This is a genomic window from Flavobacterium collinsii (assembly GCF_902804485.1).
Lineage (GTDB): Bacteria > Bacteroidota > Bacteroidia > Flavobacteriales > Flavobacteriaceae > Flavobacterium > Flavobacterium collinsii.
This window is the reverse complement of the sequence record NZ_CADCST010000117.1, coordinates 24,002-41,408: the sequence shown is the minus strand read 5'-3', so window position 1 is coordinate 41,408 and position 17,407 is coordinate 24,002. Positions and strand designations below refer to the sequence as shown.

Genomic DNA, 17,407 nt, shown 5'->3' with positions numbered 1-17,407 from the left:
AGATATAAAACAAAAAACAGTTGCAAGAGGGTTCTTGCAACTGTTTAATTAATTATTTTTATGTAATAACCTGTATCGCTTTTTTAGGACGAGACAAAATAATTCTATGAAAATTTGGAACTTCTGTCTTAATCAAATTTTCACTTCGTATTGTGTTGTTTTTTAATGATTTAAGGCGCGGTCTGTGTTTCCTGCTAATAATCGGTTAGTGTCTTTGAATCTGTTATGAAATTTCATCCTAGTTTAATATGGCTTGCAGTTTCAACTGCAGGGAGAGTAGTAATGTATACTATTTCTATTATCAAAACCAGAGGCAATGCTTGATGCAAATATTTGGTTAGTGTTTTTGAATCTGTTTTGAAAATACATCCTATTTAATATAACACACAGTTTCAACTACGGGGTAAGTTGTACTTTATTTTCTCGTTACTGTTAAACTGAAAAATGAAGAAGGACGATGTGTTTTTTCTGGTCTCCTTACCCGCAAAACAGGTATTAATACTTGTCTTCAATCGCTATAAATTAGGTTACTTTACAATCTTGTAAGAAATTAATTGGTAAAGATTTAATCCCTTAGAAATTGCCTTGGACACCTTTTGAACGGTATGATTGGGTTTTAATCTAACGGTAAATTACCCCGTATTTTACATCAAAAAATGATGGGTTTGAAAGGCTTTTACAAGATTAAAAACTTTGAGCGGATAAGAGAATGCAGGGTTAATTTTTAAATACACAAGTTATTAACGCTAAAAAAAGAATATTATGTTAAAACGTAAAGACCTTGAAGAAGGGGGGAATTTAAATCAGCTTACGGCCGATTTTGCTCAAAAGGCAAATGAAGCGGTATTTGGAGCTCTTCAGGAAGAAGAAGGAATACTGCATAAGTTAATGTCCAAGTATCAAAAAGTTCAGATTGAAGACCCGATCCGACCTTTTTATGAGGAAAACCTACAAACAATTGTAAACAATGTAGATTACGGAATTTTAAGGGTATTAGAAGGTACCTGGGTGAGCTATAACAATAACAATGAAGACCAGAGTAAGAGAAAACTAGTAGGGAGCGGGATACACACGACCATCATGCCTTCTCCAGGTACTAATGCAGGAACCATTCCTGGAAAGTACAGCTTTGAATGCGAAGAGTATATCGAAAAATTAACTTTTAACCTCGTGCCTGGAGGCGTTCGTAATCGCGGAGGTGCAAATGAGCAGTTTTGTGGAGCAGTAAAATACGAACAAAGTATTAAAAGCGTAAACAGCATACCAGGGCAGGATGCATTGCAGTATACTCCGATTCACGAAGAGAACGGTATGTATTTATGGTTGAGTGATATTTTTAATTATGCGGCAACAGATAAAACGATTAAAGAAGATCGCGGTGTACATGCAGTATCACCAAATAACCCGCACAAAGATTTATACAAAAGCGGATATCAGGACGAAACTCTTTTTCTAATCAAGAACGATCAGGGGAAGAAAGAATATGTAACGCTGGAAAACTTAAACGGACGCAAATATTATGAGATTATTGCTTCTAAAGAATTAAAAGCAGGAGCGGGTCAGACCGGACCATATTTTATACCCGATTATTCGATCTCCCGAAGCGGCGTAATTCCACATGGAAGTACAATCACGTTGTTAGGCGATTTAACTCCCGGTAAAAAAGGCTATTTAGTTAAAGGAGCGCCGGAGTTTCCTGAAGGATTTGCGGCTTGGGACTATAATCATCTCTCTATTTCGAGAACAATGGGGGGAGCTGGTGCAAGTAAAGAGCCTATAAATCTTGACGCACCGCCACCGCCTTGGGTATTTGAGGAATTAAACGATGTAAATGATGAAGGTGAAAATAAAATCTACACCCAGCGAATACTGGCAAATCATTTGTATCCGTATTCTGTAAGACCGGATTTACGCCTTCGTGATACGTTGAAAGGCGAAAAAGAGGTAAGAAACCATGTATTGATAGAATTGTCGTCCAAAAATAAAACAGGAGCACAAGGAGGGATATTAAATGTTCCGTTTGTGAATCGTTTTGTTCCTACGGTTGAAATGAACATGAGAATGTGGGTAGAAACAATTTTTGAAAATGATAAAGAAATTCTTCAGTTGCAATACGAGCAGGTTATATTTTTCGAATTTGATTTCGGAGATGATGGAGGCACTACAAGCTGGCCACACATTCAGGTCAATACACTTCGTAAAATGGAAGATGTTTCTCCTGATCAGAAACGTTTAATAGAAGAGCAATTCCCGGGAACTTATAAAGCAGGATCATCGGGAGCTTCAGGCACTGCTTCGGAATGTCCTTATAAAAAGGAGTAATTTTTAAACTTTTAAACATTAAGAAAACGAGTTAAATATTGATTGTAGATATTTTAACTCGTTTTTCTTGTAAAAATGAGCGGCTATTCCAATAAAGTATCTTTTTGAATCTCTTATTAGTGAAATTTAAATCAAGTATAAATACTTGATTTATATGTTTTTAAGTTTGATATATTTGATTTGCTTCTTTTATTTATAATTTCACTCTTGATTGCAAAGCACTAACCAATTAACCACTACATATCATGGCAACAACATACGCAGTTGATGAAGCAGATTATCAGGCTGACTTTATGATTTCTGAAAATTATATCAAATTTACAGCTGAGCTACTTCGGCTTTCTTTATTGGCCATTGCAGGGTTTGGGGCACTTTTCATTGCGAAAATAAAAAATGAAGGATTAGCTCCTAAATTAGATTACTCTGAATTTATTGTAGCCTTAGTATTTTTTGTTATTTGTTCAGGCGCTTGTCTGTGTCACAGGTATTTTGCCACAGACGTGATGAGTTGGTTTATTTGTTTATTGCGCGCTCAGAACAATGGAAATGCGGCTAAAGCTGCTGAAGAAGAAAAGGGTTTGCATCGAACATTATTGTTTTCGAGAATCTTTTTAATTCTCAGCGAAATTTCATTTGGATTGGGAGTGATTTTTTTCTTTATCGCAATTTATAATCTTCTTTAATCTGTTGAGTAAAATTTGTTAGATCTTCTGATTGTATGATTAATTGAATTTTAGTGCTAAGTTTGTAAATACATACTGAATTAAAAATTCTGATCAAACGAGATTATGAGTACATTATTTGTTAAAAACATGGTTTGTAACCGTTGTATTATGGTAGTTCAAAACGAACTCGAAAAACTCGGTTTGGGCTTTACCAATATTAAGCTGGGAGAAGTTACACTGACAAGAGAACTAAAGCAAGAGGAAAGAAACTTACTGGAGGGAGTACTGGTTCCGCTAGGATTTGAAGTCATAGATGATAAAAAGAGCAGAATCATCGAAAAGATAAAAAACATCATTATTGACCTGGTACATCATCAGGATAATGATACCAAAAACAATCTGTCTGATATCCTGAGCGAGAAAATCAATCATGACTACAACTACCTTTCAAATTTGTTTTCTGAAGTGGAAGGTACTACCATAGAAAAGTACTTTATAGCACAAAAAATCGAAAAAATAAAAGAGCTTTTGGTCTACGATGAGTTATCACTTAGCGAGATAGCTTTACGCTTAAACTATTCAAGTGTTGCTTATCTGAGCAATCAGTTTAAAAAAGTAACCGGATTAACACCAAGCCACTTCAAACAAATTCGGACAGAGAAAAGAAAACCTTTAGATGAGGTCTAAGTAAATTTTACAAATCAAATCCATAATTCCACAATAGAATTCAGTGCTATTGTTGCCAACTTTGCAGGTATAATAAAAGAAGCGAATTATGGCAACAAATTTTAATAGTAAGGAAACAATTTACATTCCGCTGGAAGATGTAGAGAGCGAGCACTGTGCATTAATCGTAGAGAAAGGATTAGCCGAAGTTAAAGGCGTTGAAACCCACAAAGTAGAAGTCAACAACCGCAGGGCTGCTATTACGGTTAAAGATAATGAAACTGTTGGTAATGCCGTAAAGGCGATAAAAGACCTGGGATATGGTGTGCCAACAGTTAAAAATACATTCCCAGTTTTAGGAATGACTTGTGCTTCTTGTGCAGGAAGTGCAGAAAGTATCGTCACTTATGAATTGGGAGTAGTAGATGCATCGGTAAACTTTGCAACAGGAAATCTTACAGTAGAGTATCTTCCCAATCTTACAGATGCTTCTAAACTTCAAAAAGCTGTTCAGGCCGTTGGTTACGATTTACTTATTTTAGAAGAAGCGAAACAACAAGAGTCTTTAGAGGCTATTCATGCAGAGAAATTCAAAAAACTAAAAAACAAAACCATCTGGGCCGTTTTACTGTCGTTACCAGTAGTAGTGATAGGGATGTTTTTTATGGATATGCCTTATGCCAATGAAATCATGTGGTTTTTTTCTACGCCCGTAATTTTATGGCTGGGTAAAGATTTCTTTGTAAATGCATGGAAACAAACAAAACATCGTTCGGCAAATATGGATACATTAGTGGCTTTGAGTACAGGAATTGCCTATTTGTTTAGTGTGTTTAATATGTTATTCATGGATTTCTGGCACCAACGCGGACTACATGCCCACGTATATTTTGAAGCAGCGGCAGTCGTCATTGCATTTATTCTTCTGGGTAAATTATTAGAAGAAAAAGCCAAAGGTAATACTTCATCAGCCATCAAAAAGTTAATGGGTTTACAGCCCAAAACCGTGATGGTTATTCAGCCCGACGGTACAGAAAAACAAGTGGCTATTGAAGAGGTAAATGTCGGAGCTATTGTTCTGGTAAAACCAGGTGAAAAAATTGCTGTCGACGGTATGGTTATTTCCGGTCATTCTTATGTGGATGAAAGTATGTTAAGCGGTGAACCAGTTCCGGTATTGAAAAAAGAAAATGAAAAAGTGTTTGCGGGAACAATTAACCAAAAAGGAAGCTTTCAGTTTAAAGCGGTTAAAGTAGGTAAAGAAACGATGCTTGCCCAAATTATCAGAATGGTGCAGGACGCGCAGGGAAGCAAAGCCCCTGTACAGAAATTAGTTGATAAGATTGCCGGTATATTTGTTCCGATAGTAATTGGTATCGCGCTTCTAACTTTTATTGCCTGGATTGTTCTGGGTGGAGATAATGCTGTGGCTCAAGCGCTATTGGCTGCTGTTACAGTATTGGTTATTGCCTGCCCTTGTGCTTTAGGACTGGCTACACCAACGGCCATTATGGTAGGTGTAGGTAAAGGTGCTGAAAACGGAATATTAATTAAAGATGCTGAAAGTTTAGAACTGGCAAGAAAAGTGACTGCTATTGTACTGGACAAAACAGGAACTATTACTGAAGGAAGACCTCAAGTGACGGGTATAAAGTGGCTAGATGATGCAGATGCAACCAAAGATGTTTTGCTAAGTATTGAAAAGCAATCAGAACATCCGTTGGCAGAAGCCGTAGTAAAAAATCTGGAAGGTACACCAGCTGTAGTGCTATCCCATTTTGACAGTATTACTGGTAAAGGAGCAAAAGCCACTTACAAAGAGGAAACATATTATGTAGGGAACAAGAAATTGTTGGCAGAGAATAATATCGTTATTGCAGATTCATTATTGAATCAGGCAGAGGAATGGGGCAAAGAATCTAAGACCGTAATTTGGTTTGCCAATAGTAAGCAGGCACTTTCGGTTATTGCAATTTCAGACAAGATCAAAGAAACATCAGTTCAGGCAATTAAAGAATTGCAGGATATGAATATTGAACTTTATATGCTGACAGGTGATAACGAAGCTACTGCAAAAGCTATCGCGGCACAAACAGGTATTAAACACTATAAGGCAGAAGTATTGCCACAACACAAAGCTGACTTTATAAAAGAATTACAACAACAAGGCAAAACAGTTGCGATGGTTGGCGATGGTATCAACGACAGTACAGCCTTGGCAACCGCCGATGTAAGTATAGCAATGGGCAAGGGGAGTGATATTGCAATGGACGTGGCTAAGATGACCATTATCTCGTCAGATCTTACTAAGATACCTCAGGCTATACGACTGTCTAAACAAACAGTAGCCACGATCAAACAAAACTTGTTTTGGGCGTTTATTTATAACCTTATTGGTATTCCGCTTGCTGCAGGAATATTGTATCCTATAAACGGGTTCTTGTTGAACCCAATGATAGCCGGTGCTGCAATGGCTTTAAGCAGCGTAAGTGTGGTGAGTAACAGCCTTCGCTTAAAATGGAAAAAGTAAACTCCTTGATGCGTTTGCCCAACGGCGGTTTCAAAATTTAGAAGCCGCCGTTTTTATTTTTTTATTATTATTGATTTGTAGTAATGACCTCATTTTTTTCCTTCCTTAACATTTTGGATTGGGTTAAAATGAGGTTATTTTTAGTTAATAGTAACGTCTAAAACATTGTCAATGGTTTCAAGTTTCAGGTTTCAAGTTTTAAAATATATTATTAAAGTGATGCTTGAAAAGAACGGTTTTTAACTAATGGCTAACAAGAAGATGGATATTTGTAAAATGTGAGATGTGAAGTGTGAAATGTAAAATGTGAGATGTGGAAAAAGGAAAGAGCAAAGAAGAAAGAAGAAAGAAGAAAGAAGAAAGACTATAGATTAAAGACCTGTAAAATCAGCCAACCCGAGCGATAGCGAACAGGCGAAGCAATCTGCGAGAGAAGAATTGTCGCACAAGGGATAGGTTTTTAGGGATGTAAAATGTAAGATGTGAAATCTAGGATGTAGAATTAAAGTGACAGTTTTGAAACTTGAAACTTGAAACCTGAAACTTGAAATTTAGAGTTTGGAATTTGGTTTTTAGAATCAGTAAATGTCATAAATCAAACCAGAAATAGTGTATGTCAGTTGAGGATTAATTAACGGAAATTTACAGTATTAAATAACGATTAAAATATCAATACCATGGAAAAGAAAGATTTTCAATTTAAAACAAACCTTAATTGCGGTGGATGTGTAGCGAAAGTGCAATCAGATCTGAATCATGCAGAAGGTATATGCGAATGGAATGTAGACACTACTAATAGCGATAAAATACTTACTGTTCAATCGGATGGTGCCACAGAGGAAGAAATAATTGCTATTATCAAGTCAAAAGGTTTTAAAGCAGAACCTTTAGTGATCTAATATCTAAAGCTTTTATTTAATTATAAAAAAAGGGCAGTCCGAATCATTTTTGGACTGCCCTTTTTGCATGCTCATTTGAAAGTAAATCTGTTCTTCAGATCCTACTTTTTTATTCCTTGGTTTGACAGAAGAAAGTTCTGGTAATTCTCTTCCGATTCAAAGTAAGCTACATTTCCCTGTTTGTTCAATGAAACAATATAAGCCGATGCTTTATCGACTTTTACCCCGGTATGCGGATCAATTGCTTTGCGAACACTTTCGTCACTTGGAATGCGTTCTACGCACATATTACAGCAGCCATAATACATTTTTCCATCAAACGGAACTTTCATTTGTTTTTTGCCCATATGAAGGTCATTGACCATGCAGACTTCATCATTAGGTACGTGATTTCCTTTTGCAACAGCAGGAACATCTTTTGCAGTTAATTCCTGCTGGTCTGAAATCTGATTTTTTTCTTTGTTTTCCTGATCTTTACATGAAATCATTACTATTGCCATTGCGGCAATAAGGAAACATTTACCAATTGTTTTCATCATTGTTATTTTTTAATTTTTGTTCCTTCTATTATTTCTTCGGTCGCTTTCATTAAAATAGCATCACCTTCGTTTAATTCGCCAAATATTTCAACCTGATCCGGCAATACACGTCCTTTGGCTACCGGAATATTTTTGGTTTTCCCTTCTATAACCTGAATGACATACATTCCCATATTGCTTTCTACTAATGCTGTTTTAGGCACAAAGAATGTGGCTTCATCGGCTTGTAGCGAAAGCATAGCTTCTACCACCATTAAAGGTTTTAATTCAGGGTGTGTTTTCAGGATATCGGCTTCTATACGTTCTGAACGTAATTTGAAATCCAGTACTCCCGATTTACGCGAAATTTTAGCACTATATTTTTTCTGCGGAAGAGATGTTACTTTAAAATGTATCGAATCTCCTAAGTTTAAATAAGGTGTATTGGCTTCCGGAATGGAGAGCGAAACACGAAGTTTTTTATTATCCTGAAGTACCAATAAAGGTTTGTCAGATCCTTTACCCATTGGGCCTACATAAGAACCGGGATCAACATTTCTTTCGGCAACGATTCCGTTAAAAGGCGCTCGGATAACTAAATAGTCATTCATAACCTGTATTTCCTGATAAGCAGATTTTGCAGCCTCTAATTGTGACTGGTCGGATAATTTTCTGGCAGTAATCTGGTCTAAAGCATCTTTGGCAATAGCCCCTTTGGTTTCATTGGCCTTAAACATTCGGTCATAATTAGATTTCGTAGCAATGTATATCGCTTCCTGCGCTTTCCATTTGGACTTTGCAGCAGCCAGTTGTGCCTGAATTTCGGGTGCTTCCAGAACCATGATGACTTGTCCGGTAGTAACCGGAGAACCAATATCGACATAGAGTTTTTTTACGTAGCTGTTTACTTTTGCATAGATAGCCGTTTCCTTGTCGGAAACCAGTTCCCCGGCAAGTTTTAAGGGAACTAACGGATTGCTCTTTTTCAGGGATATCGTTTCAAAATTCTGCATCATCATCATGGGCATTGCTGCCGGTTTCATTTCTTTTTTATTTTCTGAATTGCAGGATGCAAATACAATTCCGATAAGGATATAATAGACTAATTTCATGGTTTATTTTTCTAACGTTATATAATGAATACTGTTTTCGTCTTCAGGATCTAGTGAAGGTGATTTGGTGGATGTTTTATTTTGTATCCATACAAATACCAATGGTAATAGGATCAATACACTAAACGAAGATGCGATTAATCCGCCAATTACCGCTCTTCCTAATGGAGCTACCTGATCACCGCCTTCTCCATGTCCGATAGCCATTGGAAGCATACCCGCGATCATCGCTAATGTGGTCATAATGATCGGGCGTATACGTAATGCAGCCGCCTGAACAGCCGAATTAAGGGCATCGCCATTTTGTAAACGGAGAGACTCGGCATTACTAATCAGCAAAACGGCATTCGCAATAGAAACTCCTACAGACATAATAATCCCCATATACGATTGTAAGTTCAGCGTAGAACCAGTAAGTTTCATTAAGATCAAAGAACCCAGAATTACAAATGGTACAGTTGTCAGGATGACCAAGGATACTTTAAAAGATTGAAAATTTGCCGTTAGCATTAAGAAAATAACGATTATGGCAATTAATAATCCTGTAGCCAAACTGTTCATGGTTTCTTCTAAAACAGGAACCATTCCAGAGACCTGAATATTAACTCCTTTAGGCAATTCGCCAAGTGAATCTATTGCAGCCTGTACGTCTTTTTGTGCCCTTCCTAAATCGGCATTGTGAATGTTTGCCGTAACGGGCGTGTAGCCCATGGTACCCAAATTGTAACTTTCGCCTACTACCTTTGTTGGAGTGATCGTTGCAACATCGCCCAAAACAGGTCTATCTGAATTTTTTCCTAACGGAACATTCATTAACTCATCTTTACTGTTTAGAATATTCTGAGGCGTTTGCACCTGAACATCGTAGGCAATTCCCATCATTCCGCCTACCCACATGTTTTTACTGGTGTAACGGGAAGAAGCTGTGATAGGTATTAAAGAACGTGCAATATCCTGCGCGTCGATCCCCAGCTGAGCAGCTCTTACTCTGTCAATATTGATTTCGAAAGCCGGATAATTTAAGGATTGCGGAATTTGCTGATCTCTTAAATAATCAATTTCTTTTAGTTTAGCCAAAAGCTTGTTGGCATACATTACATTCATTTTTTTCATCATTCCGGAGAAACGAACCTCAATAGGAGTGTTGGTTCCCTGGCTTAGAATCTTTTCTGTAAGCTCGATAGGTTCAAAAGAGAAATGCAGTTCCGGCATTTTTTCCTTCATGTGCTTACGAATTTTTTCTTTTAGTTCATTTGTATTGCCGTCAAAATCTTTCAGCGCAATTTGCATTAAGGCCTCATGTGGACCGGCATTGTACAAATAAATCGGACTTACCGCAAAAGAGGAAGGATGCTGACCAATAAATACTGATGAGATAGCAATATGATCTTTGCCAATGATAGTTTCCAGTTCGCGTAAAACCTGTTTTATTTTTAGCTCTGTCTTCTCTATACGAGTTCCTTCGGGAGCTTTAATACGCACTTGAAACTGACTCGAATTTACGGTAGGCAATACGTCTTTACCTGTAATGTTGTACATTAAGAAGGCACTTATTGCTACTGCGATAAAGCTTACGATTAAAATAGGCTTGCGTTTGCCCATTATCGATTGTAAAAATTGTACAAAACGATTTTTGAATCTGTCGAATTTATCTTCCGCATGTTCATGATCTTCTTTGTTTACCATTAACCAGTTTGCCATTACCGGAACAAAGGTTTGTGATAGTATAAAAGACAGTAACATGGAGAAACCGATGGCTAGTGCCAGAGGCATAAATAACGATCCCGGTATGCCTGTCATCATAAAGGCAGGAGCAAATACAGCAAGAATACACAACAGGATTAACAGTTTAGGAAATGCAATTTCTCTACAGGCATCTAAGATGGCTTTAGCTTTACTTTTACCCATGGCAAAATGCTGGTGAATATTTTCTATGGTAACGGTACTCTCATCCACCAAAATTCCAATGGCCAATGCCAGTCCGGACAATGACATGATATTGATGCTTTGTCCAAATAGTTTAAGGAATAATACTCCTGAAATAATAGAAATCGGAATGGTAAGCACCACAATTAAAGCGGCTCTTCGGTCGCGTAAAAATAAAAGCACCATTAATCCGGTTAGCATCGCTCCTAAAACACCTTCTACAATTAAGCTTTTTACGGCATTGATTACATATACGGACTGATCGAATTCGTATGAAATCGCAACATCATCCGGTAAATTATTCTGAATAGCAGGAATCGCCTTTTTAAGGTTTTTTACCACATCCCAGGTGGAGGCGTTACCCGATTTTGCAATGTTAATGTAAACCGATCTGGCACCATTAATAAGGGCATAACCGGTAGTGATATCGGCTCCGTCTTTTATGGTAGCCACATCACGGATATAGATATTATCGACCCCATTTTTAAAAATTGGAATGTTTCCAAAATCAGCTACCTCTTTTATGGTATTGTTCGTAGGAGTCAAATAATTAATATCGTCAACATATATATTACCCGAAGGCGACGTAATGTTGTTTCGGCTAATAGATTCAACAATTTGCTCAGGTGTTAACTGGTGGGTACGCAGTTTATTGGGATCGATGTTTATTTCGATCGTTCTTGGACTTCCTCCAAATGGCGGAGCGGTGGTTAATCCCGGAATTTTAATCAAAAACGGACGTGCCGTAAAGTTGGCTATATCCTGTAACTCGTTATTTGTTTTTGATTTACTTTTAAATACCAGCTGTCCAACAGGCTGAGAGGAAGCATCAAAACGAATAATAAACGGAGGTGGGGCTCCCGGAGGTAAAAATACCTGCGAACGATTGGAGAGCGCATTGATTTCGGCAATCGCCTGTCCCATATCTGTACCTTCATAAAAATTAATTTTCATTAAGGTAAGTCCTTGAGTATTTTTCGTTTCAATGCTTTCGATACCACTGGTAAAAAGCATCATGTTTACATACATTTTTGTAAAATAACCTTCCATTTGCTGAGGTGTATATCCATTAAATGAATGGGCTATGTACACCACAGGAAGATTCATATCAGGTAAGATGTCGACCTTTATTTCTTTAGAAGCTTTAATCCCGAAGAATAAAAGCCCCAACACCATCACCATAACAGAGATGGGCTTGCGCAAGGCAAAACGTATTAAATTCATAATTTCGGGTTTATTGTATCGCGTTTAGTAAAATGTTTAAATTGCCTGTCGCAGCGGCTTTAATCCATAAGGCCTGCCAGATGTTATTCTGGGCAATTTCATATTCAATTTCTGCTCTGTTGAGGGTGTAGTAAGACTGCGTTAAATCGACAATTGTGGTAAGACCATTAGTATACAAAGCAGTATGCTGACGGTAAGCGTCTGTAGCGGCGATTACTTGTGTTTTTGTTTCTTCAAAATTTTCATAAGCATTTTTCAGTTTGTCACTAGCAAGTTTTTGCTGAGCAATAAGTTCCTGATTCATGTACTCATATTCGTTTTGAAGCGATTGGGTAATTAACTTTTGTTCGCGTTTTTTAGAAGACTGGCGATAGATGTTGGTTAAGTTCCAGCTTAAGTTGATTCCAACTATATAATTGCTACGATCTATTCCGACACCGTCTGCATAGGATTTTGAGTAAGCTGTATTGTCCTGTACATAATTCCAGTCAAAACCCGAACCGCGTCCCTGCATGACACCAAATGCCGAAATGTTTGGTAAAGCCAATACGGTTTGTAGTATTTCCTGTTGCTCACTTTTTAAAATATCACTTCTTCGCCATTCGAGTATGGGATGTTTACTTGTTTCTACAACAGGCTCCGAAAGAATTTCAGGTGTTTTAGTAGTAAACACGCTATCGAGTTTATAAACCTGATATTCTTCACCCAGCATTACAGCCAGTGATTTTGAATGATCCAATTCCATATCGTAGGCCTTTATTACAGCCGATTTGGCATTGGCAACTTCGGCTCTTGCCAAAGAATAATCTACTTCAGGAATCAGGCCGCTCTCTGCACGGCTTTTTGTAGTCGTTTCTACCACTTGGGCGCGTTCCAGATTTTTGTCCTGTACAAATTTAATGCGTTGGGCAGCGAGCAGGTTGAGGTAGGCAGCACCCACTTTTACCTGATGCTGAAATTTTATCTGTTCAAGATCTTTTTGTGCTACATTTTCATCAGCTTTGGCAATGGCAACCTGTGTCTTAATTTTTCCAAAAGTGAAAAGATTCCAATTGACATTGGCAAGATACAGCGATCCAAAAGCGGCATTCCAGTTTTGGTCCTGCAAAGGCATTGAGGTTGCAGCGCTGCCTAATCCGCCATAACTATACATGGGCCCGTTTTGGGCATTAATAGTACCATAACTTTGTTGTGCCATTAAAGTAAAGTCAGGTAAATACTGGCTTTTTTGATAGATGGTGTTTTCTTTTGAAGCATTGACAATGGCTTCTTTGGCTTTTATTTTTTCAAAATTTTGAATAGAGCGTTCAAGAGCATTGGGTAACGTTACCGTTTGTGCCCAGAGATTTCCGGAAACAATACAGAACATTGCCAATGCAAAATATTGCATTTTCATAGTATGTATTTAAAATTAAACAATAGAAATCGTATAACATTTGGGATAAATGCTACAGTTCGTTCAATTGCCTAAAATCAAATACGGTAGACGCAGTAAAAAATATACAGAGGGTTATTCCGTATCGGAATAAATGAGGAGAAAGAATATTCGGCTTTGTTGACTTTAGGTGAATAAGAGCCAAATACTACATCGTAAAAATGAATAGGGAGCGCAATTCCAATAAATTTAGGAACTAAATCACTGGGAGCTGTTTGGTGCACCTTTTCGGTAACTTTATGAAATTGCGCCTTATGTTTACAGCAATCTTTGCTTTTTTGCTGGTTTTTCGCAACGCATTTCGGGCAAACTTTTCCAACCGGAATATCACCAAAAAGATTGGTTTCCTGTTGTACTCCTTTACAAAAATGAGTTATCGTAGTAAAGCCTGACGACAATACCAGATAAAAAACCGAAAGAAGTATTAAAAGTGCTTTTCTCATAATCAGTTGCAAAGGTTGCTCTATTATGTCATATAAGTGTTGTAAAATTTTGGCTGAATTTTGCAAAATTTATAAATCTTAGGTTGGTAGAGAACTTCAGGTTTTGTTACCGTAAAATAGAATGTAATTCACTTTATTTGAAATAATGTTTAAGCGAAAAAATAGAAATTTATATTCCTCTGATCCTTTCCACATTCGATAAAGAAATAAAATTAGAATTAAACACGAAAGATGATATTCTAGTGTCAGATCGTTCCAAGGTAAAATCAGAAATGCGGTCAGAGTTAAAATTTTATCTCAAAACAATATCATGAGTATACTTTAAGATAAAATTAAAATGATAATAATTCCTAAGCAGTATATTGCAGTATGGAAATAAATTACTTTTTTTCGTGTCCAGCTGAAAAAGACGGTAATAATTAAACGGGATTAGAATGAAATTGAGAAGAAAATCAAAAATGACATTAGAAGACTATTTTGAAAAAAACTTTAATAACGAACAGTTATGGAAATCTAAGCATGAAAATGTAGAATTACTGGTGCAACTGGTAAATTTGATTCGGCCTAAGGATCCAAAAACAATTACTCTGGTTGATCTTTCGGAACTCATTAATCTGCTTCAGGAAAATTCGAATTATCGCAATGGGCTGATGGACTGTATCAACGCTCATTTAGAAAAGAAGAAATTCAATAAGATCCTTTCGGATGCAGGGATTCTTCAGGACGCTAATTTCTTTTTTGAAGTACGCAAGAGGATTTTTGCTAAATTAATTCCTGAGCAACCGGAAAAAGACACCTTACAATTTATCTTGAATCAGGTGTTTTTTGTCAATACCGACCCAATATGGGTTAAGAAAATACCTAAGAAGCAAATAGTAAAGCTATTCTCGTTATTAGAATTCCAAACAATTTACGGATTAGAAACAGAGAGATCATCGCTTACCGAACTCGCTTTTGCAATGGAAGTTATTACTTATCGTATTTGTGGATGTGCGATGGAAACAGATGTAATCCAGATGGTACCCGAATATGAAAATTATGAAAGTCCGTTCCTTGCTTTTCAACGCGAATTACTGCTTATAAATGAGAGATTGCTCGAATCTCCTAAAAATTGTATTGTTGAAGAGGATTTAGGGTATAAACAATTGTTGATCTTGCACAAACAATGCACAGATTATATAGAAACGGCCTTCAGGAACAGTAATAAATTTGGTATCTCATTGCGAGTGAATCAAAGTCTGTTGCGAATCCGCCAACAACTCCAACGCCTGAAAGCATTATTACCGCTTTTGATTCAGGGCAAAGAAGAAACTGCTAAAAAAAATACAATTTCGCTCGCCTATAAACTCATTAAATACAATTGCGATAAAAACAATATTCAGAAACTAATTAACGAAAGTACCCAACTGCTATCTTACGAAATAACGCAGCATACAGCCAATACCGGAGAACATTATATCACTAATGGTCGAAAAGAATATTACAAAATGTTATACTCTGCGGCTGGGGGAGGTTTTATAGTGGGAATACTATGTATCATAAAACTTTTACTGGGTAAAGTAGAAACCAGCGGATTTGGACATGTCTTTCTGTACAGCATGAACTATTCTATAGGTTTTATTATAATTTACATCCTCGGGTTCACATTGGCAACAAAGCAACCGGCAATGACGGCTTCTGCTTTGGTTAGAGCGCTGCAGGAAGGATTTAAACAAAAAACGCAGGAAAAGATAGACTATAAGTATAAAGAATTTGCCATATTTTTTGCCAGAGTATTTCGTTCGCAGTTTATTGCTTTTGTAGGGAATGTGATTATTGCCTTTCCGGTTTCATTACTCGGAATCTGGCTTATCGATAAAACGTTTCATTATAACATCGCAAAAGAAAAGTGGCCAACTTTAATCAATGATTTGAATCCAATTTATTCTGCGGCGATTTTCCATGCTGCGATAGCTGGAGTCTTTTTATTTTTATCAGGTATTATTGCCGGTAGTATTGCCAATCGTGATAAACATAATCATATTTACTATCGTATTCAGGAACATCCGTTACTCAAATTGAGTTTAGGAAAAAATCTGACTAAGAAACTGGCGAAATTATATGAAAACAAGTGGGCAGGAATCATTTCCAATTTTTGGTTCGGTGTTTTTATGGGAAGTACAGCCTTCATTGGAATTTTCTTCGGATTAAACATTGATATCAGACATATTACTTTTGCAAGTGGGAATTTTGCAATGGCTTTGTATGGTGCTGACTTCGGCGTAACCAAATGGATGTTTTTGTGGTCAATTATAGGTATTGGGCTTATTGGTTTAGTTAATTTTATGGTTAGTTTTAGCTTATCACTAGGGCTTGCATTTCGTTCCCGAAACATTCCGCTTTTAGAGTTAAGACTCGTGGCGGGAGCAATCTTCAGGTATTTTTTAAATAAACCATCACATTTCTTTTTTCCTCCAAAAAACAATACACCATAGTATTATTTACAATCAGGAAGGACTCAGGTAAAAGAAGCAGCTATTCTTTTGTTCACTTTTCGAATCATCTGTACTACTACAGAAAAAATACCTGTAAAGCATCTATTTTGATGACATATAAAGATTAGTTTTTGTTTTACTTGAGTCCTTTCTTTGATTGTGTTTTCCTTATGAAATGATTTTAAGTATTTTGGGAATATTTTAGTTTAAATCTATTCTATTTTTTTTAGTTCGTTTCTTGCGTCATTTTTAAACTTATTAAATACCGTTATACTTACTTTCAAGTTTGATTCCATTTGGTTAAATGCATTATCAATTTTTTCGGCGGAAAAGTATTGAGAAGCTAAAGCATTGTATTCTTTTATAAATTCAGCGTACTTAGCTTTAGATTTTTTTAGAAAAGCGGTTTTATATTCATCCGTATTTTCTCCTTTTGATTCGTGGCCTGTAAAGGGATCCATTATTTTCGATTTCCAGACCAGATTCCATGGTGCAGTAAAAAGGAATGGATTTTTTGTGCGCCCAAATATATGAGTGACCTGATAGTTGCTTATTTTTTTACTTTTTGCACTATCTTTTTTTATCGTTTTTGAAAAGCCAGTGATTTTTTGTAACAATTGGGTTGGTTTTGCATTGTTGGTTGAATCTTTCTTTATTTTGCCATTTCCCAATAAGATTTCGTATAATTCTTTGTATAAATCGGTAGCATGAGCATCCCTTCCATAACCGCGAATATAAACCTGTTTATCATTGGTAACCGAATCGATTAAATCTTTCCATTCTGTCTTAATTTTATCAGAGTCCGGATAAATGGTATCCATTTCAACTCCAAAGTTTATGATTTCCTTGAATTCTATATTAAAATGTTCAAAAAATCGGGTATAAGAATCTCTCATTTTGTTTTTAAATTAATTTCATTTTTTGACTGCTTTCAGCTTTTTTATTTCTTGATTTTGCATTTTTACATGATTTTCGAGTTAGTTTTTTCAATCTTTGAACTCTAGAATATCTCCAGGTTGGCACTCTAGTACTTTACAAATGGCCTCGAGAGTACTAAATCTTATGGCTTTTGCCTTTCCGGTTTTTAATATGGAAAGGTTAGATAAGGTTAAATCTACTTTTTCGGAAAGTTCGTTTAATGACATTTTTCGTTTTGCCATCATCACATCTAAGTTTACAATTATTGCCATAGC

Annotated in this window: 13 protein-coding genes; 6 read left to right on the top strand and 7 right to left on the bottom strand. The window is 36.5% G+C overall.

The genetic code is table 11. From position 1 onward, the window contains the following. Positions 1 to 762: 762 nt before the first annotated feature. From FLA105534_RS19070 to FLA105534_RS19050, 5 genes are all read left to right on the top strand, one after another. Positions 763 to 2,322 carry a peroxidase, FMP-type gene (locus FLA105534_RS19070; RefSeq protein ID WP_173967677.1) on the top strand — a complete coding sequence of 520 codons (1,560 nt, stop codon included), beginning with the start codon at positions 763 to 765 and terminating at the stop codon, positions 2,320 to 2,322. A gap of 245 nt (positions 2,323 to 2,567) precedes the next feature. Next, positions 2,568 to 3,005: a hypothetical protein gene (locus FLA105534_RS19065; protein ID WP_173967676.1), complete on the top strand. Its 438-nt coding sequence runs from the start codon at positions 2,568 to 2,570 to the stop codon at positions 3,003 to 3,005. A 105-nt stretch (positions 3,006 to 3,110) separates the two neighbouring features. Continuing rightward, a complete protein-coding gene (locus FLA105534_RS19060) occupies positions 3,111 to 3,674 on the top strand; it encodes a helix-turn-helix domain-containing protein (protein WP_173967675.1) in 564 nt (187 codons plus the stop codon). Positions 3,675 to 3,762: 88 nt separating this feature from the next. Next, a complete protein-coding gene (locus tag FLA105534_RS19055; protein WP_173967674.1) occupies positions 3,763 to 6,183 on the top strand; it encodes a heavy metal translocating P-type ATPase in 2,421 nt (806 codons plus the stop codon). Between the two features lie 677 nt (positions 6,184 to 6,860). Further along, entirely contained in the window at positions 6,861 to 7,082 is a 222-nt protein-coding gene (locus FLA105534_RS19050) for a heavy-metal-associated domain-containing protein (RefSeq protein ID WP_173967673.1), read from the top strand. Positions 7,083 to 7,183: 101 nt separating this feature from the next. Here FLA105534_RS19050 and FLA105534_RS19045 read toward each other — a convergent pair whose 3' ends face one another. The 5 genes from FLA105534_RS19045 to FLA105534_RS19025 all read right to left on the bottom strand — a co-directional run bounded on the left by FLA105534_RS19045 (position 7,184) and on the right by FLA105534_RS19025 (position 13,740). Then, the gene (locus FLA105534_RS19045) at positions 7,184 to 7,621 is read right to left on the bottom strand and encodes a hypothetical protein (protein WP_246253269.1); all 438 of its coding nucleotides are present in this window, start codon (positions 7,619 to 7,621) and stop codon (positions 7,184 to 7,186) included. 2 nt (positions 7,622 to 7,623) lie between these two features. Then, positions 7,624 to 8,712, bottom strand: coding sequence for an efflux RND transporter periplasmic adaptor subunit (locus tag FLA105534_RS19040; RefSeq protein WP_173967672.1), 1,089 nt, complete (start codon positions 8,710 to 8,712; stop codon positions 7,624 to 7,626). Positions 8,713 to 8,715: 3 nt separating this feature from the next. Beyond that, the gene (locus FLA105534_RS19035; RefSeq protein WP_173967671.1) at positions 8,716 to 11,862 is read right to left on the bottom strand and encodes an efflux RND transporter permease subunit; all 3,147 of its coding nucleotides are present in this window, start codon (positions 11,860 to 11,862) and stop codon (positions 8,716 to 8,718) included. Positions 11,863 to 11,872: 10 nt separating this feature from the next. Next, complete coding sequence (locus FLA105534_RS19030; protein WP_173967670.1) at positions 11,873 to 13,258, bottom strand: TolC family protein; 1,386 nt, start codon at positions 13,256 to 13,258, stop codon at positions 11,873 to 11,875. 77 nt (positions 13,259 to 13,335) lie between these two features. Beyond that, positions 13,336 to 13,740, bottom strand: coding sequence for an HYC_CC_PP family protein (locus tag FLA105534_RS19025; RefSeq protein ID WP_173967669.1), 405 nt, complete (start codon positions 13,738 to 13,740; stop codon positions 13,336 to 13,338). A gap of 434 nt (positions 13,741 to 14,174) precedes the next feature. On the opposite strand from FLA105534_RS19025, the gene FLA105534_RS19020 reads away from it, so the two are divergent. Next, positions 14,175 to 16,214, top strand: coding sequence for a site-specific recombinase (locus FLA105534_RS19020; protein ID WP_173967668.1), 2,040 nt, complete (start codon positions 14,175 to 14,177; stop codon positions 16,212 to 16,214). Between the two features lie 212 nt (positions 16,215 to 16,426). Here FLA105534_RS19020 and FLA105534_RS19015 read toward each other — a convergent pair whose 3' ends face one another. Then, positions 16,427 to 17,110 carry a hypothetical protein gene (locus FLA105534_RS19015; protein WP_173967667.1) on the bottom strand — a complete coding sequence of 228 codons (684 nt, stop codon included), beginning with the start codon at positions 17,108 to 17,110 and terminating at the stop codon, positions 16,427 to 16,429. 90 nt (positions 17,111 to 17,200) lie between these two features. Beyond that, on the bottom strand, positions 17,201 to 17,404 hold the full coding sequence (locus tag FLA105534_RS19010; protein WP_173967666.1) for a helix-turn-helix domain-containing protein: 204 nt from the start codon (positions 17,402 to 17,404) through the stop codon (positions 17,201 to 17,203). Positions 17,405 to 17,407: the final 3 nt, after the last annotated feature.

Coding starts and splice junctions, on each gene's coding strand:
- FLA105534_RS19020 (WP_173967668.1), top strand. CDS start 14,175: ATGAAATTGAGAAGAAAATCAAAAATGACATTAGAAGACTATTTTGAA.
- FLA105534_RS19030 (WP_173967670.1), bottom strand. CDS start 13,258: ATGAAAATGCAATATTTTGCATTGGCAATGTTCTGTATTGTTTCCGGA.
- FLA105534_RS19055 (WP_173967674.1), top strand. CDS start 3,763: ATGGCAACAAATTTTAATAGTAAGGAAACAATTTACATTCCGCTGGAA.
- FLA105534_RS19010 (WP_173967666.1), bottom strand. CDS start 17,404: ATGGCAATAATTGTAAACTTAGATGTGATGATGGCAAAACGAAAAATG.
- FLA105534_RS19045 (WP_246253269.1), bottom strand. CDS start 7,621: ATGATGAAAACAATTGGTAAATGTTTCCTTATTGCCGCAATGGCAATA.
- FLA105534_RS19015 (WP_173967667.1), bottom strand. CDS start 17,110: ATGAGAGATTCTTATACCCGATTTTTTGAACATTTTAATATAGAATTC.
- FLA105534_RS19050 (WP_173967673.1), top strand. CDS start 6,861: ATGGAAAAGAAAGATTTTCAATTTAAAACAAACCTTAATTGCGGTGGA.
- FLA105534_RS19065 (WP_173967676.1), top strand. CDS start 2,568: ATGGCAACAACATACGCAGTTGATGAAGCAGATTATCAGGCTGACTTT.
- FLA105534_RS19070 (WP_173967677.1), top strand. CDS start 763: ATGTTAAAACGTAAAGACCTTGAAGAAGGGGGGAATTTAAATCAGCTT.
- FLA105534_RS19025 (WP_173967669.1), bottom strand. CDS start 13,740: ATGAGAAAAGCACTTTTAATACTTCTTTCGGTTTTTTATCTGGTATTG.
- FLA105534_RS19060 (WP_173967675.1), top strand. CDS start 3,111: ATGAGTACATTATTTGTTAAAAACATGGTTTGTAACCGTTGTATTATG.
- FLA105534_RS19035 (WP_173967671.1), bottom strand. CDS start 11,862: ATGAATTTAATACGTTTTGCCTTGCGCAAGCCCATCTCTGTTATGGTG.
- FLA105534_RS19040 (WP_173967672.1), bottom strand. CDS start 8,712: ATGAAATTAGTCTATTATATCCTTATCGGAATTGTATTTGCATCCTGC.